This window comes from Haloprofundus salilacus (genome assembly GCF_020150815.1).
GTDB classification, from domain to species: Archaea; Halobacteriota; Halobacteria; order Halobacteriales; family Haloferacaceae; genus Haloprofundus; species Haloprofundus salilacus.
In genome coordinates, this window is sequence record NZ_CP083723.1 from 882,750 (window position 1) to 902,620 (window position 19,871).

Sequence of the window (19,871 nt, forward strand, 5' to 3'; positions counted from 1 at the left end):
AATGTGAACGGTTGAATTGTAGTTCACACCTGTGTGATGGTTCGGACAGCGGAGAGGGGGAGCCGAATTCCCCCGGCGAATCTACCCTGACGGCCCGCCGCTCTCGCGTGGTCCGCTCCGCTCGCAAAGTCCAGTAGAGGTTCGATGCGGGCGTGTGTTTATCACCGGAGCCACGAAAGCACGTCGCATGGAGCAACTCTCACATCACGGCCGTCGGACGGCCTACCGAGTGTCGGACCGCGTCGACGCGGACAGTTCCGACGGTGCAAGCGGCGCAGGACTGCTGTGCATCCACGGCAGCGGCGGTTCGCACGGCGTCTGGAAATCGCAGTTCAGACTCGCGGACGACCGCCACGTCGCCGCGCTGGATTTGAGCGGGCACGGCGAGAGCGACGACGCAGACGCCGACGCCGGCTACGAGACGCTCTCGGTGTACGTCGCCGACGTCGTCGCCGTCGCCGAGGAGACCGACTGCCGAGTGCTCGTCGGCAACTCCCTCGGCGGCGCGGTGGCGATGCAGGCCGCGCTCGACCGGGAACTCGACCTGGACGCGCTCGTGTTAACGGGGACGGGGGCGAAACTCACCGTCCTCGACGATCTGTTGGTGTGGCTCGAGGAGGACTTCGACCGCGCCGTCGAGTTCCTCCACGGGGAGGACCGCCTGTTCCACGACACCGACGAGCGCTATCTCGACCTCTCGCGGGAGGCGATGCGCGAGGCCGGGCAGGCAGTCACCCGCCGCGACTTCCTGAGCTGTCACCGCTTCGACGTGCGTGACCGCCTCTCGGAGGTCGAGGTGCCGACGCTCGCCGTCGTCGGCGAACACGACAAACTGACGCCGTCGTGGTACCACGAGTTCCTCGCCGACGAGATTCCCGACGCCAAGATGGTCACCGTCGACGACGCCGCGCATCTGGCGATGCTAGAGCAACCGGCGGCGTTCAACGACGCGGTTTCGGGGTTCTTGGATGGGTGGGGGCTATAGCTGGATGCGACGCGACGAGCCGAACTGATTCGTTGCACCGCGAGCGAGTGAAACGAGCGAGTGGGCCGTCGTCGGAACTGCGTCCCGAAGTGCCCGAAAATCGCAGAGCAATTTTCGGCCGACGACTGAACGGAGTCCTCGCGAACGGGGTGAGCGAGGGCACGGGAGAGCGTAGCTCTCTCGGAGCGAATGCAGTGAGCAAAGTGAAGGAGGAGTGTCTTCGTGAGCGGACGAAGGCTCGTCAGAGCTCCGCTCTGACGGTGCTTTTGGTGCGACAGCAGACGCTTTGCGTCTGCTAAGCCTTCGCGGTTTTACCGCAAAGACAGCTTTTGTCGAGGAGCGGCGAAGCTGCTCCGCAGCGTAAAGGATGCGTTCAGTAGAGTTCGTCCAACTCTTCTTCCACGTGGCTGTGCTCCTTGGCCGGGAAATCGCCGTTTTCGACCGCCTCGCGGTACGACGAGATCGCGGACACCATCTCCGCGCGCACGTCGCCGAACTGCGTGGCGAACGGGGGCGTGTAGTCGCTCAGCCCGAGCACGTCGTCGACAACGAGCACCTGTCCGTCGCAGTCCGGTCCCGCGCCGATGCCAATGATCGGAATCTCCAATTCGTCGGTGACGCGGGCGGCGAGGTTCGCGGGGACGTGTTCGAGGACGAGCGAGAACGCGCCCGCCTCCTCGTGGGCGCGGGCGAGTTCGAGAATCTCTTTGGCCGCCTCCGGGGAGGTACCCTGTCGGGCGTAGCCGACCGACTTCACCTGTTGCGGTGTCAGCCCGAGATGTGCCATCACCGGGATACCGAGTTGCGCGAGCCGTTCGGTGAGTTCGACGGTGTGCGGACCGCTCTCCAGCTTCACCGCGTCGGCGTCGGCTTCCTTGAGCATCCGGCCGCAGTTCTCGATGCTTTCGGCGTCGTCGACGCCGAAGGAGAGAAACGGCATGTCTGCGACGACGAGCGCGTCCTCGGTGGCGCGGGCGACCGCACCCGTCCGACTCGCCACTTCCTCGACGGTCACCGGGAGCGTCGACTCGTAGCCGAGTGCCGTGTTGCCCATGCTGTCGCCGATGAGGAGGATGTCGATACCGGTGTCGTCGGCGACGGCTGCCGTCGGCGCGTCGTACGCGGTCAGCATCGTTATCGTCTCCTCGCCCGCCATCGCGCGGATGTCCCGAACCGTTGGCATACCCGGCGTTGGCGCGCCTGAAGGTAAATACGTACGCCTATCGGTCGAGCTGTCAAGCGAAACGGGAGACGGAAGCGAAACGGGGGAGAAGAAGAGCCGAGACGGGAGGCGGGAGTGTCGCAAACCGGCACGCATTAAGGGTCTCGCGCGAACGTTCGCGCGTGCAACCCGTCGAGCGCTCGAACCCCGAAGGTGTCGACTTCGGGTGGGTGATGCAGGTGACGTTCGTCACGACGATTCTCGTCGGCGCGCCGGTCGTCGCCGCGCTGTCGACGACCGTCGCGTTGCCGACGTGGGAGTCGCGCGTCTCCTTCGCCGTCCGCGTCGGCGCGATTATCTGGATTCTCGTCGCGCTCGGCGTCTACGCGTACGCCCGGCGGACGGAGGCGGGCGACGGCGGGTCGAAGGCGCGAAAGTCGGACGATTCGTCGGAGTGAGTTAGACGCCCGACGGCCCGCCGTCCACGTACCGAAACGCGACGCCCGCGCGCTCGGCGGTTCGCTCGTCGCGCGCCGAGTCGCCGACGAACAGCGCGTTCTCCGGGTCGACGCCCAGTTCTCGAAGCGTCGCCAGCAGCGGTTCCGGGTCTGGTTTCCGCGTCGCCACCGAGTCGCGGCCGACGACGCTGTCGACGTGTTCGGCGAGACCGTGTACGTCGAGCGCTATGCGGCAGGCGTCCTCGCAGTTGAGCGAGCAGACGCCGACGGGGACGGCGTGGTCGGCGACGCCGTCGGCCAGCGCCATTTTGGTCGAGTTGCGCGCGCCGTTGCGCTCGTGATCGGCGAGGAGGCGCCCGATTTCGTCGCGGATGCCCCGCTCGTCGGCCAGGTCAAGCATCGCCCAGAGGTCCATGCCCGAGGCGTCGACACCGGCTTCTGCGAAGAGGGTCTCGGCGTCGACCGCCGCTCGGTTCCAATCGACGAGCAGGTCGACGAGCGTCCCGTCGAGGTCGTAGACGACGGCGTCGTACCCGTCGAAGTCGGGCGCGTCGGTGGAGTTCGTCCCTTCGAGAGCGTCTGAAGTCATTACTCGCGACTGTGCTCGCCACAGAAAAGACGGCTTCGGTCGCCGAGAACCGGTCGGCGGCACGATTCGAGCTCGGTTATTTTCCGGTCGATTCAAAAAACACTTTATGCCGGAACGAGCATCGCGACTGTGAACGCCGCCCTCCTCTCCCTCCGTTGGCTACTGCTATTGCTCCTGCTCGGCCTGGTTTCGCTCCCGATTTCGCGTCGGCTGTTTCCGCGCACGCCGGACCGCGGCGCGTCGTTCGGCTTCACCGTCTCGCTGACCGTCTTCGGACTGGTCGCGTTCTGGGTCGGGCACGTCTCGCTGTGGCCGTGGGGACTCGTCGCCGCTGTCGTCTCGCTCGTCGCGCTCTCGGTGCTTACGAGACGGTTCCTCCCCGCCCCCGAGCGACCGGTCGATTGGCGACGCTGCGCGGAAGTCGCGGGCGTGTTCGGACTCGCGTTCGGATTCATGCTGTTTCTCCGCGCGCTCGATCCGGGTATCGTTCCAGCCGGCGGCGAGAAGTTTCTCGACTTCGGACTGCTGAAGGCGCTGCTGCGGACCGACGCGCTTCCGCCCGAGGACATCTGGTTCGCCGGCGAATCGATTCGGTACTACTACGGAAGTTACCTGCTGACGGCGCTTCTGACCCGTCTCACCGCGACGCCGCCGAACGTCGCGTACAACGTCGGACTCGCCGGATTCTATGCGACACTCGTCGTCACCGCCTACGGTCTCACCGGGGCACTCGCCGACGCGAGAGGACGCTCCGCCCGTCTCGGCGGCGCAGTCGGCGCGTTTCTCACCGCGTTCGCCGGAAACCTCGCGACGCCGATTCGCGTCTCGACGGCGCTGCTTCCTCGCGAGTTCGTCGCCCGGTACGGCCACATCCTCTTCGGTGGGATTCGCGCCCCCTACGAGGACGTAGTGACGCAGTATCAGTCGCCGACGGAGTTCACGCACTGGTACGGGCGCTACGTCATCCCGAACACGCCCGACGTGTTTCCGATGTGGACCTACGTCAACGGCGACTTCCGCGCGCACATGGTCGGCGCGTCGTTTCTCCTCCTGTTCGTGGCGCTCTGCTTCGCGTACTTCCGAACGCCCAAAGTCGAGCGTCGACGTCGCCGCGCCCTCGCCTTCGTCGCGATGCCGGCAGTAGCCGCTATCGTCGGTCTCATCAGCACATGGGCGCTCCCGACGACGGTCGGTCTCGCGGCCCTAGCGCTGCTGTTCGCGGACGCGTCGTCGCTCTCGCTGCTGCCGCGCGTACTCGTCGCGAGAGTCGAACGGTCGAAAAGCGCCGCGAACTGGCCGTTCCGCGAGGGCGGTCGGACCGCGCTGGCCACCGGCCTCGGCGTCTCGGTCGGCATCGTCGGGGCGGTGCTTATCGCGCCCGCGCTCCTCCGGTCGCCCTCGAACGAGGGACTCGGCTTCCTGCCGCCTCGAAGCGGTCTCGGCGGTCTGCTGCTCGTCCACGGCGCGTTCCTTGGCATCTTCGCGCTGTTTCTCGCGCCGCGGGTTCGCGAGGCGCTGCCGTCCGTCTCGCGTCGCACCGTCGTCACAGTAGGCGCGGTCGGCATCGTCGCCTTCGCCGGTCTGGTCGCAGCTGACCTCGCCGCAGTGGCCCTGTTCGTGCCCCCGCTTTTCGTCGGTTGGTACCTGCTCCGCGGCCGCAACGCCGGCGGCTACGAGACGGTGTTGATGATCGCCGGTCTCGGCATCGTGCTGGCCGTCGAGTTCGTTTACGCCGACGTGTGGCCGTACTCGCCCGGCGCGCCGCGGTGGAACACGGTGTACAAGGCGTACATGCAGGTGTGGCTGTTCTGGGGTGTCGCCGCCGGGGCGATGGTCGCCGAGATTCTCGGCCGGGCGCGCGAGCGAGTCGTTACGGGTCGGAGCCTGTCGGTCGGTCCGAACGCCGACAAAGTCGCCGCCGTCCTCGCCGTCGTACTGGTCGTACTCGCGGGGACGTTCGGCGCGCTATCCTCGCTCGACCGCATCGACCGCGCTGCGGGCGACGACCCGACCCACCTCGGCCTCTCGCTCGACGGCACCGCGTACGTCGAGACGTACCACCCGCACGAGGCGCAGGCCATCGACTGGTTGGACGAACGCGAGGGCACGCCGACGATGGTCTCGCGGCCAGCGCCGGGGACGTACCAGTGGTACAACGCTCCCTCTGCGATGACCGGGGTGCCGACCGTCGCCGGGTGGGAGCACGTCGCCGGATACCACGGCCGGGAGGCGTATGGGTCGCGCGTGACCGCCGTGAACGCCATCTACGAGAGCGAGTGGATCGACTCGAAGTGGTTGCTCCAGCAGTACGAGGTGGAGTACATCTACTACGGGCCGGTCGAACGCGAGGCGTACGGCGAGCGCGACTTCTCGCAGTACGAGGGCGTCTCAGTGGCGTACGAGAACGAGGGCGTGACGATTTACGAGGTGGACCAGTCGGCGTGGGACGACTCCGAAGAGTGAGAAAAGAACGCGCTCAGTCGTCGAGCACGCCGCGGGCGATGATCTCCTTCTGGATCTCGCTGGTCCCCTCGTAGATGGTCGTGATCTTCGAGTCGCGGTAGAGGCGCTCGACGTCGAACTCGGTGACGTAGCCGTAGCCGCCGTGGATCTGGACCGCCTCGTTCGTCACGTCGACGGCCGCCTCGCTCGCGTGGTACTTCGCCATCGCGGCGGCGACGCGGTTGTCTTCTCCAGCGTCTTCCTGCCGGGCCGCTTCGCGGACCATCAGCCGCGACGCGTGGACCTGCGTCGCCATGTCGGCGAACTTGTGGCGGATGGTCTGGATGGAGGCGATGGGTTTGTCGAACTGCTCGCGCTCGTGGGCGTACTCTCGGGCCTCGTCGAGCGCAGATTGCGCGAGACCGACGGCCTGCGACGCGATGCCGACGCGGCCGCCGGTCAGAATCCGGAACGCGGCGGAGAGGCCCTTTCCTTCCTCCGTGAGCCGATTCTCGGCGGGAATGCGCACGTCGTCGAACTTCAATCCAGTCGTGTCGCTGGCGCGGAGGCCGAGTTTCTTCTCCTTTTGGCCGACTTCGACACCGGCGTCCTTGGGGACGAGGAACTGCGTCACCGACGAGGGGTCGTCGGGGTCGGTCTTCGCGAAGAGGATGCAGACCTCGCCGCGCTCGCCGTTCGTGATCCACTGCTTGTCGCCGTTGACGACATACTCGTCGCCGTCGAGGACGGCCGTCGTCTCCATCTGCGCGGGGTTCGACCCTGCCTGCGGTTCCGACAGCGCGAACATGCCGACCGGGCGCCCGCGCGCCATGTCGGGTAGCCACTTTTCCTTCTGCTCGTCGGTGCCGAAGGCGGCGATGCACTCGGTGGCGAGGCAGTGGACCGACAGCGCCGTCGCCACGGCAAGTTGGCCGTAAGCTACCTCCTCGTTGACGATGCTGTAGGTCGTCCGGTCGGCGTCGAAACCGCCGTACTCCTCGGGGACGGTGAGACCCGTCAGATCGAGGTCTGCCAGTCCATCCCACACCTCCTCGGGGAAGGTTTCGGTCTCGTCGGCCGACCGCGCGGTGGGTCGAATCTCTTCGACGGCGAACTCCCGAACGACGTCGCGGATGGCTCGCTGCTCGCCGGTGAGTGACGAGTCCGCCCCTGTAGTTGCCATACGCATGGCTTCGGTCCCGAATGGAAAAAGATGACCGACTTGCAGTTTGAGGCAAACGCTATCTTATGGTTCGCGGAGCGACTCGGCCACGTCTTCGGGCGACGCCGACAGCCCGCCGCCCTGCGCGAACGTCGGACTGCCGCCCCCGCCGCCGCCGAACTCGTCGGTGATTTCGTCCACGACGCCGCCCGCGTTCACTTCGCCGTCGGTTGCGACGACGACGAACGTCGACCCTTGTTCGCCCGCGACGGCGACGGCGTCGGTTCCGTCGCCGACGCGCGACTGCAACTCGTCGCCGACGTCGTTCGGGCCGACGCCGGAGACGACGCCGACACGCCACGTCGAACCGTCTCGTTCGACCGCCGGCAGTGAATCGAGGTCTGCGGCGAGCATCGCCGTCTTCGCCTCGCGCAACTCGGCAGCCAGTTCCTCTTTGTCCGATCGGAGTTTGGCGACGAACGCAGGGAGTTCGGTGACGCTCGTACCCACCTCTCGGGCAGCGTCGAGAGCGGCGCGCTTCACCGCGGCGCGGCGCTCGACGGCGTTCGGCCCGACGGCGAACTCGACGCGCGTCATCCCCTCGCCTGGGTTCGAGCGACTCAGTACTTCGACCGGGCCGATTTCGCGCGTGTTCGAGACGTGCGTCCCGCCGCAGGCGGCCACGTCCCACGGTCCGTCACCTCCGCATTCTCCGCCGTCGCCGGTGTCACCTCGCCGCGTCGGCGCGCCGACAGTGACGACGCGAATCGCGTCGGCGTCGGCCATGACGCCCTCCTCGGTTTTGGTGTTGAACGCGATATTCGGGTCGTCGAGCGCGTTCTCCAGCGATCGCTGTTCCCACGTCACCGGCCGCGACTCCCAGACGACGCGGTTGACCCGCCGCTCGAGTTCGACGAGTGTCTCGTCGTCGATGTCGGTCGTCGTCGTGAAGTCGACGCGCACTTTCTCAGGGCTGATGTCGAAGCCGCCGTAGCCGAGGTCCGCGAGCAGACCGCGGCCTGCGCCGTAGAGGACGTGGCTCGCCGTGTGCGCCCGCATGCAGTAGGTTCTGAACTCGTCGTCGATGCGTGCGGAGATGGTGTCGCCGGCCTCGAAGGCGGGCGGTTCGTCGAGCACGTGGACGATGTCGCCGTCTCGGCTCTGCACGTCGGCGACGCGGACGCCGTCGAGCGCGCCTCGGTCGGCGGGTTGGCCGCCGCTCTCGGCGTAGAAGTACGTCTTCGAGAGCGTAACCTCGCGGCCGTCGACGGAGTCGACGGTCGTCTCGAACGTCCGGACGTCGGGGTGGGCGGGTGCGAGCGTGGCAGGCATAGACGTGCCAAGACGGCACGCAGACAAAAAGTTACAGTTACGGAGCTACTCGTCGGTCAGTTCGACGCCGAGTCGGTCTTCGAGTTTTCGGACGACCGAGCCGCCGACGCCCGCGCGTGTCGCCCGCCCTTCCTCGACCGCGACGAGGTCGCGTTCGTCGATATCGAGTTCGGCCGCGAGATCGCCCGTCGTGAGTCCGGTCTCCTCTCGGGCGTCGGTGACGCGGTCGCCGTAGTCGCGAACGAGGTACGGGAGGCGGTCGCGCTCGTAGTTGGTCCCTCCCTTCTCCCAGTGCTTCGAATCGCCTTTCCCGGCGTCGTACATCTTAGCTGCGCGCTGGGCGGCGCGTTTTTTCCGGCTGGGTTCGCTCTCGTCGCGGCCGCGCGACTGGTCGCGGTGCTTCCGCTCTTTGCTCCGGTTCTCGCCGTGGCTGGCGCAGTCCGGACAGACCATGAGTGTCGCACCGGCGACGTTCTCTTGGCGGAGCTTCGTACTCTCTTTGCCACAGAGTTCGCAGCTCCCCCCGTTGCCTCCGCCGCCTCCGCTTCCGGTGGAGTATTTGGCCATATACCCGCCTTACTTGCTCTGCTGATTTAAAGTCGTGCCCCGGTTTCGGCGGCGCTCGCAGCCGGGTGACGCGGCCGATGTGACCGACTGGTCGCTCGGACGGAGGAGAGAGCCACCGCTTTTCGGCGTAGTTCGGAAAGGATTGTGCGTGGGTGCTTGTCCCTTTGAGGGGTTAGCACCTGCATCTTGCGATGCGTGGGACCGGATTTGAACCGGCGGACCTCTACAGGACAGCGCCCTCAACGCTGCGCCGTTGGCCTGGCTTGGCTACCCACGCTCGCGCGTGTCTTGCTGCACTCAGTCGTTTCGCACGGTTCGTTAAAAGCCCTTCCTTTCGACGGCGGCGTGTCGTCAGTTCGCAGTGTGGCGGTTTTCGGTCGGCACGGCGACGATAGCGTCGACGGCGACGGCAGCGTCGAGGGCAACAGAGCAACCGTTTTGATGCCCGAACACGCAGTTCGACCATGGAACTCCGTGTCCGAGACCACGTCCCGGCGACGACGGCAGTTCTGACACTCGTGTCGCTCGGTCTCGTGTTCGGCGCGGCGCTCGGCGCGATACCTGACGTGTTGCTTCCGACGGCGCCTCAGCCGCTGTACGACGCGATCCCCCACGTCAACGCAGTCATTAGCACCGTCGCCATCGTCACCATCGTCCTCGGCGTCCGCGCCATCCGCCGCGGCGACGTCGACAGACACCGGGCGATGATGCTCACCTCCGTCGTGCTGTTCGCGACGTTTCTGGTTCTCTACCTCTACAAAGTCATCTCGCAGGGGACCCAGGAGTTTCCCGGTCCCCCGGTCGTCGACCAGTGGGTCTACCTGCCGACGCTCGCGATCCACATCCTCCTCGCCATCGTCTGCATCCCGCTTCTGTACTATGTCCTCCTCCTGGCACTAACCCGTCCCGTCTCCCAGATTTACGGGACGCGTCACAAGCGGATTGGTCGCGTCGCGGCCGCACTGTGGCTCGTCTCGTTCGTCCTCGGCAACGTCGTCTACGCGCTGCTGTACGTGGTGTACTGAGGGGGCCGGGCGACTTGGCCGATACGCCTTACATATGTTCTAGTTGACGTTATCTCCGCAGGCGACGTAAGCGGTCTATGCCGACTGCACTGACGAACGACGTCGAAACGTACTACGAGCGACGAGGCTCCGGCCCGCCGCTCGTGTTCGTCCACGGTGCGATTCTCGACCACACCCAGTGGACGGCGCAGATGGACGCCCTCGGTGACGACTACACGACGTTCGCCTACGACGTCCGCGGCCACGGTCGTACCGGCGGGTCGGACAGAGAGCGCTACTCGATGGAGCTGTTCGCCGACGACCTCGACGCGTTTCTCACCGCGTTGGGCATCGAACGTCCGGTCATCTGCGGGCTCTCGATGGGCGGCTGCATTGCACAGGTGTACACGGCCAGACATCCCGACCGGATAGCAGGACTCGTCCTCGCGGACACGTTTACGCCCGAACTGTTGAGCCGAGGCGAGTGGTTACAGCGCTCGGTGATGCTCCAAGCGACCGTCCTGCCGGTTCGACTGCTCGGCTACGAACGTGTCGAGAAGGCGATGGTGTGGCTCCAAGAACGACTGTCGGGAGAGGGCGTCAGCGGCGACTACGGAAACGTCGAGCGACTCCGCGAAGCGGGACCGAAGATGGAGACCGAGGAGTTCGCGAAGGTGATTCGCGCGGTCGTGACGTTCCACGAGACGGACCTTGACCTCTCAGCGATTACCGCCCCGACGCTCGTCCTGTACGGCGAACACGAACCACCGTTCATCCGGCGTCACGTCCCGAAACTGCACGCCGAGCTACCGAACGCCACTGTGCAGGAGGTTCCGGGTGCGGGGCACGCCTCGAATCTCGACGACCCCGAGTTCTTCACCGGGGCAATGCGGGAATTTTTCACCCGAGCGGTCTTTCCGAGCGCCGAAAGTGGCGGAGAGAGCGAAAGCGTAACGAGGAGCGAAGACGGGAACTGAGCCGGACGGTCGTCGTTCTCAGTCGTCGGCGGGCGCTTCGGCGCCGATGGCCGGGCGAGTCACGTCGCGATCGGTCGTCTCGCCGTCGATGTCGTACGGATACTCGCCGGTGACGCAACCCAGACAGAGGTCGGCGCGCGATTTCTGGAGGCATTCGGCGATAGAGTCTATAGAGAGGTAGCTGAGACTGTCGGCGCCGATCTCGTCGCGGACCTCCGCGACGGAGCGGTCGGCGGCGATGAGCTCCTCGCGAGTGTGCATGTCGATGCCCATGTAACACGGTGCGATAATCGGCGGCGCGCCGATTCGCATGTGAACCTCCTCGGCTCCGGCGTCGCGCAGCAGTTGGACCAACTGCGTCGACGTGGTGCCCCGGACGATGCTGTCGTCGATGAGCGTCACCGTCTTGCCCTCCACTGTACTGCGGATCGGGTTGAGTTTCAGCCGAACCGCGCGCTCGCGCTCGTCCTGCGTCGGCATGATGAACGTCCGACCGACGTACCGATTTTTCATCAGCCCCTCGGCGAACTCGACGCCGTCGTCGTCCTCGGCCCGAGGCTCGCCGTCGGCGGTCGTCTCGCCCGCCGCCTCGGCATAGCCGGTGGCGAAGGCGCGTCCCGAGTCGGGGACCGGCATCACCACGTCCGTCTCGACGCCGCTCTCGTCCCAGAGCGCGCGGCCGAGGTTGCGTCGAACTTCGTAGACGAGCGTGCCGTCGATGACCGAGTCGGGCCGCGAGAAGTAGACGTGTTCGAAGAAACAGTGCGCCGAGTTCTCCTTCTCCACCAGTTGATAGGAGTCGAAGCCGCTGCCGTCGGTTTCGAGGACGACCAGTTCGCCAGGTCGCACGTCGCGGACGAGTTCGCCGTCGAGTGTGTCGATCGCGGCCGATTCCGAGGCGATGACGTAGCCGCCGTCTATCTTTCCGATGCAGAGCGGGCGATTCCCCTCAGGGTCGCGAACGCCGAGGACGGTGTCGTCGTGGCTGATGGTGAGCGCGTACGACCCGTGGATTCGCTCCATCGTCCGCTTGACGGCGCGGACGAGGTCCGACTCCAGGAGGTTGCGAGCCAGGTCGTGCGCGATGACCTCGGTATCGCCGTCGGAGGTGAACGCGTGGCCGAGATTCTCCAGTTCCGAGCGGAGTTCGTCGGCGTTGACGAGGTTGCCGTTGTGCGCGAGACCGAGCGAGCCGGATTTGAACGAGACGGCGAACGGTTGCGCACAGCAGCTGTTGACGCCGCCCGCCGTCGGGTAGCGGACGTGACCGATGCCCGCGGTGCCGCGGAGCGTCGAGAGCGACTCCTCGTCGAACACGTCACCGACGAGACCCATCTCCACGTGGCTGTGCTGCTGGAAGCCGTCGTGGGTGACGATACCCGCCGACTCCTGTCCGCGGTGTTGGAGCGCGTACAGCGAGTAGTACAACGGCCGCGCAGCCCCCCGTTCGTCGAGCGAGACGCCGACGACGCCGCACTTTTCGTTGAGACCGTCTCCGACTCGACGGGTAGCCCGCCCCTGATGCATACGTGAGGGTGAGAGGTCCACGGGTAAAAACACCCGTGGTTGTGCAGTATTTCGGTCGATAGTGGACACAGATATGCACAATCTTGGTTAGGTCACCGGGGACGCACCGCACGTCGCGGGCGATTCGACTCGTCGGCGCGCCGTCGTAGAGATCGACGCGACGCTCAGGGGTCAGTGGTCACGCTCGGCGTCCGCAATCGGCGCTCGAAATCGCCGTTCGCGGGGTGTCCGGAAGGCCGAGTGGGAACGAACCGAGTCAGGTGGAGACGAGCGTTTGCCGGAGGAAAACGGTGACCGGTAGAAATGACAACCAGTAGAAAGCGACGACCGGCGCAAAAACGGAAACCGGAGGAAACGCAGTCGCTCCGGGCGTTGCTGAGAGAGAAAGAACGTCGCAGTAAAGGGGGATTACTCGCCCGCTTTCGACTGCCACGCGTACTCGCGACGTTTCGCCGACTTGCCGAAGCCGCAGGACGAGCAGACCTTCTTCTTCACGTGATAAGATTTCTCGCCGCAGCGACGGCACTTGACGTGCGTCGTCTTGTTCTTCTTGCCCTGACTCGGGGTTCCTGCTCCGGTCATGCTGTTATCGTGACCACGTTATCGCCGCGTATAATCGTTGTGTCTTCGACTTCCTCGACGTCGAGACCACCGAGGAGCCCGTCGTCGTCTTCGAGGCTCTCTTCGAGTACGACGTTCATGTGCTGGTCGTAGCCCGCCAGCGTGCCGAAGTAGGACGTGCCGTCCTTCAACTGCACGGTGACCGACTCGTTTAGGGATGCCTCGAGTACGTCGAGGGGTCGTCCGCTCATGAACAGTACGCCACCGGTTTGACTATTAAAAATACCGGATGCAGCGCCGAAATTGGCGCTTCGTGTCACGGTTCGTCGTGGCTCGCGGCGATTTCGGTGGCTCGACCCCCGTCGCGAAGGCCAGACACTGACCGAAAGTCGGTTCGAGAGCCATCGAACTTCCGTCGAGCGGTGACGACAGGCTCCGTCGCGAGGTCGACGACGGCCGCGTTACCGACGGACGAAGTCGGAGAGTTTCTCGCGCAGACCGCCGTCCTCGCCGAGGCGGAGGTAGTAGGCGTTACCGCCGTCCTCGTAGTAGTTGTCGATGCGGCGGGTTATCTCGAAGCCAATGTGCTCGTAGAAGTTCAACGCCGCCGTGTTCGTCGTCCGCGCGTGGCAGGTGACCGTCCGGTGTTCGTCGGCCACCGTCGCGACGAGGCGCTCGCCGTAGCCTTCGCCGCGAACCTCCGGGGCGACGGCCAGAAAGAGGATGTAGCCGTCGCGCCGCGTCGAGACGAATCCGACGAGCCGCTCGTCTTCGTAGAACAGGTGCGTCTTCGAGCGGCGGTATGCGTCCATGAAGAAGCCGCGTCGCTGCTTCAGCACGTCCTCCTGCTCGTGGATACGTTCTTTGAGCGCCCAGGCGTCCTCCCCGTAGGTTGACTGCCCCGGCTTATCGACGCGCAGTTCGACGTTGACGCTCACTACCACACCGTAGTATTGAGGTAGTTATAAGTCCACCGTCCCTTTCGACCCTCGCCAACGCGTGACAGTACGCTGAAGAAGCAGTTTAGTAGCTCACTCGCGTCTATCCAGTATGGACGAGTCGCGGCCGCGCGTCGACCGACGCGTTCGCCGGACGGTGCGAGAGCGTTTGAAAGAGGCCGCCGTCACCGGCGTCGCGGTCGTGATTCCGCTCGTCATCACGCTCGTCGTCTTCATGGTGGCGCTCGACGCCGTCTCGCAGTACCTCGACGTGCTCTCGGACTACCTCGTCCGGTTTCCGTGGGGCGTGAGCGTCCCCGTGAGCTTCATCGATCGGGAGTTGGCCATCGAACTGCTCACCCCCGTCGTCCTGTTCGGCATCGTCCTCTTTGTCGGGTTCGTCGTCGAAGGCTCGAAGTACGGCGAGCGCGCCGTCGACTACTTCGACGCCGTCCTCGGGGCGGTTCCCGGCGTCGGCGCGGTGTACGACAGTTTCCGACAGATGAGCGACGTGGTGTTGGAGAGCGACGTCCAGAACTTCCGTGACGTGAAACTGGTCGAGTTCCCAGCCGACGGCGTCTACACGCTCGGATTCGTCACCACGGAGACCCCGCCGCGACTCACCGACGCCACTGAGCACGACGCGCTGCTGACGATGTTTCTGCCGCTGGCGCCGAACCCGGTGATGGGCGGTCACCTCGTCCACGTCCCCGAACCGAAGGTTCACGACGTGGAGATGACCGTCGAGGAGGGCGTCCGCGCCATCGTCACCAGCGGCGTCGCCATCGGCCCGGCGTCGGAGACGGAGGTCGGTCTCTCGGAGAGCCAGCTTCGGAGCCTCTCGGCGATAAACGAGGGGACGAAACCCGAGCTGTCCAACGGCGCGGGCGACGGGAGCGGCGGTGACAACGGCAGTGACGGCAGTGACGGCGGCGACGGGAGCGACGAGGGGGTCGATAGCGGCGACGGCAGCGAGTCACAGACCGACGCAACACAGGTCGGCGCAACGCAAACCGACCGGGGCGAGTAATGCGACGGCAGACGACCATCCGCACATGAGCTACGAACTGTGCGAGCACACGGCTGACGTCGCTGTCGCCGCCGAGGGTCCGACGCTCGCCGCCGTCTTCGCCGCCGTCGCCGACGGCCTCGCGGCGGCGATGTGCGAGTCCGTCCCCGACGCAGGCGAGCGATTCTCGCTCCGCGTTCGCGCCGAGAGCCGCGAAGCGGCGCTGTTCGACTACTTAGACGAACTCGTCTACGAGCGCGACGTGCGCGAGGTTCTGCCCGTCGAGAACCGCGCGACGGTACGCCGCGACGGCGGCGGGTGGGTCGTCGACGCCGACGCTCGGGGCGTCCCGCTCTCCGGTCTCGGCGCGCGCGAGGTGAAAGCGGTCACCTACTCGGAGATGGAACTCTCGGAGACACCGGACGGCTGGCGCGCGTACGTCGTCTTCGACGTGTGAGGCGAATTCGTCGCCACGAACCGACTCGACGGCCGCAGATTCGCGCACCACGGGACGAATCCGTCACGGACGTTCGTCCCGGTTGCGCCGAATTCAGCTACGCGCGGTGGGTTTAGGGCCCTCGGCTACCGAGATTCGAACATGAGATCCCGCACGCTTCGAGCGGTGTTCGCAACCGTCGCGTTGCTCGCGCTCCCCAGCGTCGCGAGCGCGCACGTGAAGTACGTCGTCGACGGCGGTGGCGCGGGCAACGCCGTTCGCCTGCTGGCGACGGTCGCCACCGATCCACTGAGTCTCGCACTGCTTCTCGGAACTGCCGCCGCCGTCGTCGTCGCCGCGGCGGGCTACCTCCGGTACCGACCCGCCGGAGACGACGTTCGCGCGTTTCGGGCGGTGATGGACGATTACCGCGATTTAGTGCCGTGGCTGCTTCGCCTGAGCGTCGGCCTCCCCCTCGTGGGGGCGGGCTTCGCGGGCTATTTCTTCACGCCGCTGGTTTCCGCGCCGACCCGCCTGTTCGGCGTCGTCGTCGGCTTTCTGCTCCTGTTCGGGTTGGCGACGCGTCTCGCCGCCGTCGTCGGACTCCTCGGCTACCTCGTCGGGTTAGCGTTCCGGCCGGAACTCCTGTTGGCCTTCGAGTACCTCCCTGCGTTTCTCGCCATCCTCCTCGTCGGCGGGGGCCGACCGAGCGCCGACCAACTCATCGCCCGGATGGCCGACGACGACCAGACGCTCTACTCGCGCGTCGACCCGTTCTACCGCCGCATCACTGTCCCGTTCGAGCGGCGCATCGCGCCCTATCGCGGGTTCGTCCCGACGATTCTGCGCGTCGGGATGGGCCTCTCGTTCATGTATCTCGGCGTGACGCAGAAACTGATGAACCCCGTCGAAGCGCTCGCCGTCGTCGAGAAGTACGACCTGACGGCCGTCATCCCCGTGTTGCCCGAATTGTGGGTCGTCGGCGCGGGACTGGCCGAGGCCGCCGTCGGCTTCGCGCTGCTGTTCGGCGCGTTCACGCGCGCTTCGTCGCTCGTCGCGTTCGGTCTCTTCACTACGACGCTGTTCGGCCTGCCGGACGACCCCGTGCTGGCGCACATCTCGCTTTTCGGTCTCGTCTCGGCGCTGCTCGTCACCGGGGCCGGCCCGTTCTCGCTCGACGGGTGGCTGGCGCGCGAGACCCACTCGGAACGGGGCGTCGCAGCCGACTGATTTTGGCTTATTTCGACTTATTCTGACTTCGACTCTCACGTTCGCGAGAGCGTCGCTCGAGCTGGCGAATCGGGACAACGTATTCACGGCCGCTGGTGCTACGGTGTCACATGACGACGCGCGAGTTCGACGGTGTCCGTCTCGAACGGGTTCGGGAGTACGTCTGGGAGATACCTCGGGAGGGTGAGATGCGCGTCCCCGCGCGCGTCCTCGCCAGCGAGGAACTGCTCGAACAGATCGGCGACGACAAGACGCTGCAGCAACTGAAGAACGCGACTCACCTGCCGGGGATGACGAAACACGCGCTCTGCATGCCGGATGGCCATCAGGGCTACGGCTTCCCCGTCGGCGGCGTGGGGGCGACAGATGCGAAAGACGGCTGTATCTCGCCGGGAGCGGTGGGCTACGACATAAACTGCGGCGTCAGAATGATGCGAACGAACCTCACCTACGACGACCTGCAGGGGCAAGAGGAGGAACTCGTAGATGCGCTGTTCGCCGCGATTCCGTCGGGTCTGGGCGGCGGCGGCGTCGTCGAGTCCGACGTCGACACGGTGAACGCGGTGCTCGAACGCGGCGTCGACTGGGCGCTCGAAGCGGGCTACGCGGTCGAAGACGACCTGTTGCACTGCGAGGACGAGGGGCGTCGTCCCGACGCCGACGCCGACGCGGTGTCGGAGAAGGCGAAGAACAGGGGCCGAAAGCAACTCGGCAGTCTCGGGTCGGGAAATCATTTTCTGGAGGTACAACGCGTCACCGACGTGTTCCGTGAGGATGTCGCCGACGCCTACGGACTGGCGGAGGACCAGATAGTTGTCCTCATCCACTGCGGAAGTCGCGGCCTCGGCCATCAGGTGTGCAACGACTACCTCCGGAAGATAGAGAAGCGCCACGGCGACCTGCTCGCGCAGTTGCCCGACAGGGAACTGGCCGCCGCACCTGCGGAAAGTGAACTCGCCGAAGCGTACTACGGTGCGATGTGCGCCGCCATCAACTTCGCGTGGGTGAACCGACAGCTCGTGATGCACCGGACGCGCCAGGTGTTCGATCGCGTGTTCGGTCGCGACTGGGAGGCGATGGAGATGCATCTCCTGTACGACGTCGCGCACAACATCGCCAAGAAGGAATCCCACGACGTAGACGGCGAGGAGCGCGAACTGTACGTTCACCGCAAGGGAGCGACGCGGGCGTTTCCGGCGGGTCGTCCGGAGGTCCCGAAGGCGTACCGCGACGTCGGCCAACCCGTCATCATCCCCGGAAGTATGGGCGCGGGAAGCTACGTGCTCCGCGGCGGCGAGCGGTCACTGTCGCTCTCGTTCGGGTCGACCGCCCACGGCGCGGGCCGGGTGATGAGTCGGACTCGCGCGAAGAAGGAGTACTGGGGCGAGACGGTACAGTCGGAACTGCGCGACCAGAGCAGCATCTACGTGAAGGCCCAGAGCGGCGCGACCGTCGCGGAGGAAGCTCCGGGCGTCTACAAGAACGTCGACGAGGTCGTCCGCGTCTCCGACGCGCTGGGCATCGGCGACAAAGTCGCGCGGACCTACCCGGTCTGCAACATCAAAGGGTGAGAACCGACGTTCGTCGCTCCGAGCGTTTCGCCGCTCGGACGGGTACCGCTCAGTCGTACTGGGCGGGTTCGGGCGCGTGCTCGCGCGACGGGATTCTGACACGCGAGTTCAGTCGCTGGAGGCTTGCGCGGATACAGCTGTAGTCGCGGGAGATAGTTTTGGACATGGGAATCACCGCCAGGAGTCGACCGCAACACAGGCGGACGCGTTCATCGAGAGCCAAGCGTCGTCGCGAGAGACGTCGGCGACGACCAGCGACTTCTCTCCGTCGACCTCGTCGAACGTACACGTCACTTCCGCGTCGTCCGACTCGGCGGCGTGCTCGTTCGCAACTCCACGTTCGCCGCGTGGAGGGCGTCGGGTAGCCCGACGTTTCGGGTTTCGGGAATCCATCGTGTTCTGAAAGACAACCTCTGAAGGCATACGACCACTGCCCAATAAATTAGGTACGGTTGTCAGACAACTCAGCGCTGGAATCCGCCCGGACCGGGCGGTCCAGAGGGGCCACGGGGTCCCATTCGGCCGTCTCCGCCGATGTCAACGAGCTCCGACGGACGGCGAGGGTCAAGTTCCTCCCCGTCGGCGTATTTGATGTAGCTGAGGTAGAACGCTCGGCCACAGCCGATTTGGTTCGCGCCGCTGTCGTCGGTACCGCCGCCGTCGCGGTCACCGTTGAGACCGGCTTCGTCGATTCCGCCGTCGCTTTCACCGTCGATTCCGCTGTCGCCACCTTCGCCGGGAATCCACCCTTTCGGTCTGAACGCCACCGAGGGAGCGTCGCTCTCGCCGCAGACGAGTTCGACCCCGTCAGCGTCCTCATACGCGGCGTCGGGGGTCGCGTACTCCCAGCCTTCGAGCGGATACGGCGTGACCGCCTTGTCCGCGAGGTACTCGTCACGTTCGAGTTCGACGAGCGTCTTACAGTGCGGACAGTAGTAGGTGACGGTGAAGCTCATCGCGCCGAATAGGGGCTACGGGCACTTGTGTCTCGCGGCGGAACCGCCCTCCGCCTCCCGGAAACTCTTTGCTCCGAGGGGCAGACGTTTGGGTATGATAGACGAGACGGTCGAGGAAATCCGGGAGATGCAGACCCACAGCTCCTCCGTCGTCGCCGTCAAGGCAACACGGGCGCTTTTGGAACTGCTCGACCGGGAGTTCGCGACTCTCGAAGAGTACGAACGCGACCTCGAACGAAACGCGGGGGCGCTCCGGCGGGCGAACCCGTCGCACGCCTCGCTGTACAACGCGATGCGGGAGGTCACAGAGAGCGTCGTCGGAGAGGCCGACACGGTGGACGAAGCGAAGACACGAACTCGAGAGACGATAGAGCGAGTCGTCGAGGACGTCGAGCGCGGCAAGCGCCGCGCGGCCGACACCGCCGCCGAGACGTTCGAGGACGGTGAGACGTTTCTCACGCACGACTACTCCTCGACGGTGCTGGAGGCCGTCGAGACGGCCACGCGCGGTGGGACCGAACTCACGGCGTACGCGACGGAGGCGCGCCCGCGCTATCTCGGACGGAAGACCGCGCGGACGCTCGCCGCGATGGACCGCGTCGACGCCCACCTCATCGTCGACAGCGCCTCGGGCTACGTCTTAGAGGAGTGTGACCGCGTCGTCATCGGGATGGACTGCATCGTCGACGACGTGCTGTACAACCGCGTCGGCACGTTCCCGATGGTCGCCGCGGCCAACGAGGTCGGCGTCCCCGTCACCATCGTCGGCTCCGGCGCGAAGATCATCGAGGACGGCTTCCGCTTCGAGAACGAGTTCCGCTCGCCCGCCGAGGTGATGCTCGAACCCGCCGAGGGCTTTACCATCGACAACCCCGCCTATGACGCGACGCCCGTGCCGCTGATAGACGAGGTCATCACCGACGAGCAGACGCGGCACTACTGACTCTGGGAAACGACGTTCGACA

Annotated in this window: 21 protein-coding genes and 1 tRNA gene; 10 read left to right on the forward strand and 12 right to left on the reverse strand. The window is 65.8% G+C overall.

The window, feature by feature from the left end; all coding sequences use genetic code 11:
* The first annotated feature begins 187 nt into the window (after positions 1–187).
* On the forward strand, positions 188–985 hold the full coding sequence (locus tag LAQ58_RS04590; RefSeq protein WP_224449436.1) for an alpha/beta fold hydrolase: 798 nt from the start codon (positions 188–190) through the stop codon (positions 983–985).
* 373 nt (positions 986–1,358) lie between these two features.
* On the opposite strand, the gene panB is transcribed toward LAQ58_RS04590, so the two are convergent.
* Complete coding sequence (panB, locus tag LAQ58_RS04595) at positions 1,359–2,168, reverse strand: 3-methyl-2-oxobutanoate hydroxymethyltransferase (protein ID WP_224449437.1); 810 nt, start codon at positions 2,166–2,168, stop codon at positions 1,359–1,361.
* A 161-nt stretch (positions 2,169–2,329) separates the two neighbouring features.
* Between panB and LAQ58_RS04600 the strand changes: the two genes are divergently transcribed.
* Complete coding sequence (locus LAQ58_RS04600; protein ID WP_224449438.1) at positions 2,330–2,605, forward strand: DUF5822 domain-containing protein; 276 nt, start codon at positions 2,330–2,332, stop codon at positions 2,603–2,605.
* Between the two features lies 1 nt (position 2,606).
* Here LAQ58_RS04600 and LAQ58_RS04605 read toward each other — a convergent pair whose 3' ends face one another.
* Positions 2,607–3,194: an HAD family hydrolase gene (locus LAQ58_RS04605; protein WP_224449439.1), complete on the reverse strand. Its 588-nt coding sequence runs from the start codon at positions 3,192–3,194 to the stop codon at positions 2,607–2,609.
* A 129-nt stretch (positions 3,195–3,323) separates the two neighbouring features.
* Here LAQ58_RS04605 and LAQ58_RS04610 point away from each other — a divergent pair, with 129 nt between their 5' ends.
* Entirely contained in the window at positions 3,324–5,657 is a 2,334-nt protein-coding gene (locus tag LAQ58_RS04610; RefSeq protein WP_224449440.1) for a DUF2298 domain-containing protein, read from the forward strand.
* A gap of 13 nt (positions 5,658–5,670) precedes the next feature.
* On the opposite strand, the gene LAQ58_RS04615 is transcribed toward LAQ58_RS04610, so the two are convergent.
* The 4 genes from LAQ58_RS04615 to LAQ58_RS04630 form a co-directional block, all read right to left on the reverse strand.
* Entirely contained in the window at positions 5,671–6,819 is a 1,149-nt protein-coding gene (locus LAQ58_RS04615; protein WP_224449441.1) for an acyl-CoA dehydrogenase family protein, read from the reverse strand.
* 63 nt (positions 6,820–6,882) lie between these two features.
* On the reverse strand, positions 6,883–8,130 hold the full coding sequence (locus LAQ58_RS04620; RefSeq protein WP_224449442.1) for an alanine--tRNA ligase-related protein: 1,248 nt from the start codon (positions 8,128–8,130) through the stop codon (positions 6,883–6,885).
* A 45-nt stretch (positions 8,131–8,175) separates the two neighbouring features.
* Positions 8,176–8,697 carry a helix-turn-helix domain-containing protein gene (locus LAQ58_RS04625; protein WP_224449443.1) on the reverse strand — a complete coding sequence of 174 codons (522 nt, stop codon included), beginning with the start codon at positions 8,695–8,697 and terminating at the stop codon, positions 8,176–8,178.
* 192 nt (positions 8,698–8,889) lie between these two features.
* Positions 8,890–8,974, reverse strand: a tRNA-Leu gene (locus tag LAQ58_RS04630).
* A 187-nt stretch (positions 8,975–9,161) separates the two neighbouring features.
* Between LAQ58_RS04630 and LAQ58_RS04635 the strand changes: the two genes are divergently transcribed.
* Together LAQ58_RS04635 and LAQ58_RS04640 are read left to right on the forward strand one after the other, a co-directional pair.
* The gene (locus tag LAQ58_RS04635) at positions 9,162–9,722 is read left to right on the forward strand and encodes a DUF420 domain-containing protein (RefSeq protein ID WP_224449444.1); all 561 of its coding nucleotides are present in this window, start codon (positions 9,162–9,164) and stop codon (positions 9,720–9,722) included.
* A gap of 77 nt (positions 9,723–9,799) precedes the next feature.
* Positions 9,800–10,678, forward strand: coding sequence for an alpha/beta fold hydrolase (locus LAQ58_RS04640; protein ID WP_224449445.1), 879 nt, complete (start codon positions 9,800–9,802; stop codon positions 10,676–10,678).
* Between the two features lie 18 nt (positions 10,679–10,696).
* On the opposite strand, the gene purF is transcribed toward LAQ58_RS04640, so the two are convergent.
* The 4 genes from purF to LAQ58_RS04660 form a co-directional block, all read right to left on the reverse strand.
* Positions 10,697–12,205, reverse strand: a complete 1,509-nt coding sequence (purF, locus tag LAQ58_RS04645) for an amidophosphoribosyltransferase (RefSeq protein ID WP_224449446.1) — start codon at positions 12,203–12,205, stop codon at positions 10,697–10,699.
* 408 nt (positions 12,206–12,613) lie between these two features.
* Positions 12,614–12,787 (reverse strand): 50S ribosomal protein L37e, encoded by a 174-nt coding sequence (locus LAQ58_RS04650; RefSeq protein ID WP_117595117.1) that lies wholly within the window; start codon positions 12,785–12,787, stop codon positions 12,614–12,616.
* On the reverse strand, positions 12,784–13,017 hold the full coding sequence (locus tag LAQ58_RS04655; RefSeq protein WP_224449447.1) for an LSM domain-containing protein: 234 nt from the start codon (positions 13,015–13,017) through the stop codon (positions 12,784–12,786). Before LAQ58_RS04655 ends, LAQ58_RS04650 begins: the two co-directional genes overlap by 4 nt.
* Before the next feature lie 210 nt (positions 13,018–13,227).
* Positions 13,228–13,704 carry a GNAT family N-acetyltransferase gene (locus LAQ58_RS04660; RefSeq protein ID WP_224449448.1) on the reverse strand — a complete coding sequence of 159 codons (477 nt, stop codon included), beginning with the start codon at positions 13,702–13,704 and terminating at the stop codon, positions 13,228–13,230.
* A 112-nt stretch (positions 13,705–13,816) separates the two neighbouring features.
* Between LAQ58_RS04660 and LAQ58_RS04665 the strand changes: the two genes are divergently transcribed.
* From LAQ58_RS04665 to LAQ58_RS04680, 4 genes are all read left to right on the forward strand, one after another.
* Positions 13,817–14,734, forward strand: a complete 918-nt coding sequence (locus tag LAQ58_RS04665; protein ID WP_224449449.1) for a DUF502 domain-containing protein — start codon at positions 13,817–13,819, stop codon at positions 14,732–14,734.
* Positions 14,735–14,759: 25 nt separating this feature from the next.
* Complete coding sequence (locus LAQ58_RS04670) at positions 14,760–15,170, forward strand: archease (RefSeq protein WP_224449450.1); 411 nt, start codon at positions 14,760–14,762, stop codon at positions 15,168–15,170.
* Between the two features lie 141 nt (positions 15,171–15,311).
* Positions 15,312–16,379, forward strand: coding sequence for a DoxX family protein (locus LAQ58_RS04675; RefSeq protein ID WP_224449451.1), 1,068 nt, complete (start codon positions 15,312–15,314; stop codon positions 16,377–16,379).
* 110 nt (positions 16,380–16,489) lie between these two features.
* The gene (locus tag LAQ58_RS04680) at positions 16,490–17,950 is read left to right on the forward strand and encodes an RtcB family protein (protein ID WP_224449452.1); all 1,461 of its coding nucleotides are present in this window, start codon (positions 16,490–16,492) and stop codon (positions 17,948–17,950) included.
* A 171-nt stretch (positions 17,951–18,121) separates the two neighbouring features.
* On the opposite strand, the gene LAQ58_RS04685 is transcribed toward LAQ58_RS04680, so the two are convergent.
* Together LAQ58_RS04685 and LAQ58_RS04690 are read right to left on the reverse strand one after the other, a co-directional pair.
* Positions 18,122–18,373: a DUF7556 family protein gene (locus tag LAQ58_RS04685; RefSeq protein WP_224449453.1), complete on the reverse strand. Its 252-nt coding sequence runs from the start codon at positions 18,371–18,373 to the stop codon at positions 18,122–18,124.
* A gap of 41 nt (positions 18,374–18,414) precedes the next feature.
* Positions 18,415–18,906, reverse strand: a complete 492-nt coding sequence (locus LAQ58_RS04690; RefSeq protein WP_224449454.1) for a DUF7969 family protein — start codon at positions 18,904–18,906, stop codon at positions 18,415–18,417.
* Between the two features lie 94 nt (positions 18,907–19,000).
* Here LAQ58_RS04690 and LAQ58_RS04695 point away from each other — a divergent pair, with 94 nt between their 5' ends.
* Entirely contained in the window at positions 19,001–19,849 is an 849-nt protein-coding gene (locus tag LAQ58_RS04695) for an eIF2B alpha/beta/delta subunit family protein (RefSeq protein ID WP_224449455.1), read from the forward strand.
* Positions 19,850–19,871: the final 22 nt, after the last annotated feature.

What these genes read in the sequence shown, in the direction of transcription:
- LAQ58_RS04685 (WP_224449453.1), bottom strand. Translation starts at nt 18,373, where the DNA reads ATGCCTTCAGAGGTTGTCTTTCAGAACACGATGGATTCCCGAAACCCG.
- LAQ58_RS04650 (WP_117595117.1), bottom strand. Translation starts at nt 12,787, where the DNA reads ATGACCGGAGCAGGAACCCCGAGTCAGGGCAAGAAGAACAAGACGACG.
- LAQ58_RS04690 (WP_224449454.1), bottom strand. Translation starts at nt 18,906, where the DNA reads ATGAGCTTCACCGTCACCTACTACTGTCCGCACTGTAAGACGCTCGTC.
- LAQ58_RS04635 (WP_224449444.1), top strand. Translation starts at nt 9,162, where the DNA reads ATGGAACTCCGTGTCCGAGACCACGTCCCGGCGACGACGGCAGTTCTG.
- LAQ58_RS04655 (WP_224449447.1), bottom strand. Translation starts at nt 13,017, where the DNA reads ATGAGCGGACGACCCCTCGACGTACTCGAGGCATCCCTAAACGAGTCG.
- LAQ58_RS04620 (WP_224449442.1), bottom strand. Translation starts at nt 8,130, where the DNA reads ATGCCTGCCACGCTCGCACCCGCCCACCCCGACGTCCGGACGTTCGAG.
- LAQ58_RS04675 (WP_224449451.1), top strand. Translation starts at nt 15,312, where the DNA reads ATGAGATCCCGCACGCTTCGAGCGGTGTTCGCAACCGTCGCGTTGCTC.
- LAQ58_RS04680 (WP_224449452.1), top strand. Translation starts at nt 16,490, where the DNA reads ATGACGACGCGCGAGTTCGACGGTGTCCGTCTCGAACGGGTTCGGGAG.
- LAQ58_RS04670 (WP_224449450.1), top strand. Translation starts at nt 14,760, where the DNA reads ATGAGCTACGAACTGTGCGAGCACACGGCTGACGTCGCTGTCGCCGCC.
- LAQ58_RS04625 (WP_224449443.1), bottom strand. Translation starts at nt 8,697, where the DNA reads ATGGCCAAATACTCCACCGGAAGCGGAGGCGGCGGAGGCAACGGGGGG.
- LAQ58_RS04605 (WP_224449439.1), bottom strand. Translation starts at nt 3,194, where the DNA reads ATGACTTCAGACGCTCTCGAAGGGACGAACTCCACCGACGCGCCCGAC.
- LAQ58_RS04640 (WP_224449445.1), top strand. Translation starts at nt 9,800, where the DNA reads ATGCCGACTGCACTGACGAACGACGTCGAAACGTACTACGAGCGACGA.
- panB (WP_224449437.1), bottom strand. Translation starts at nt 2,168, where the DNA reads ATGCCAACGGTTCGGGACATCCGCGCGATGGCGGGCGAGGAGACGATA.
- purF (WP_224449446.1), bottom strand. Translation starts at nt 12,205, where the DNA reads ATGCATCAGGGGCGGGCTACCCGTCGAGTCGGAGACGGTCTCAACGAA.
- LAQ58_RS04590 (WP_224449436.1), top strand. Translation starts at nt 188, where the DNA reads ATGGAGCAACTCTCACATCACGGCCGTCGGACGGCCTACCGAGTGTCG.
- LAQ58_RS04665 (WP_224449449.1), top strand. Translation starts at nt 13,817, where the DNA reads ATGGACGAGTCGCGGCCGCGCGTCGACCGACGCGTTCGCCGGACGGTG.
- LAQ58_RS04615 (WP_224449441.1), bottom strand. Translation starts at nt 6,819, where the DNA reads ATGGCAACTACAGGGGCGGACTCGTCACTCACCGGCGAGCAGCGAGCC.
- LAQ58_RS04695 (WP_224449455.1), top strand. Translation starts at nt 19,001, where the DNA reads ATGATAGACGAGACGGTCGAGGAAATCCGGGAGATGCAGACCCACAGC.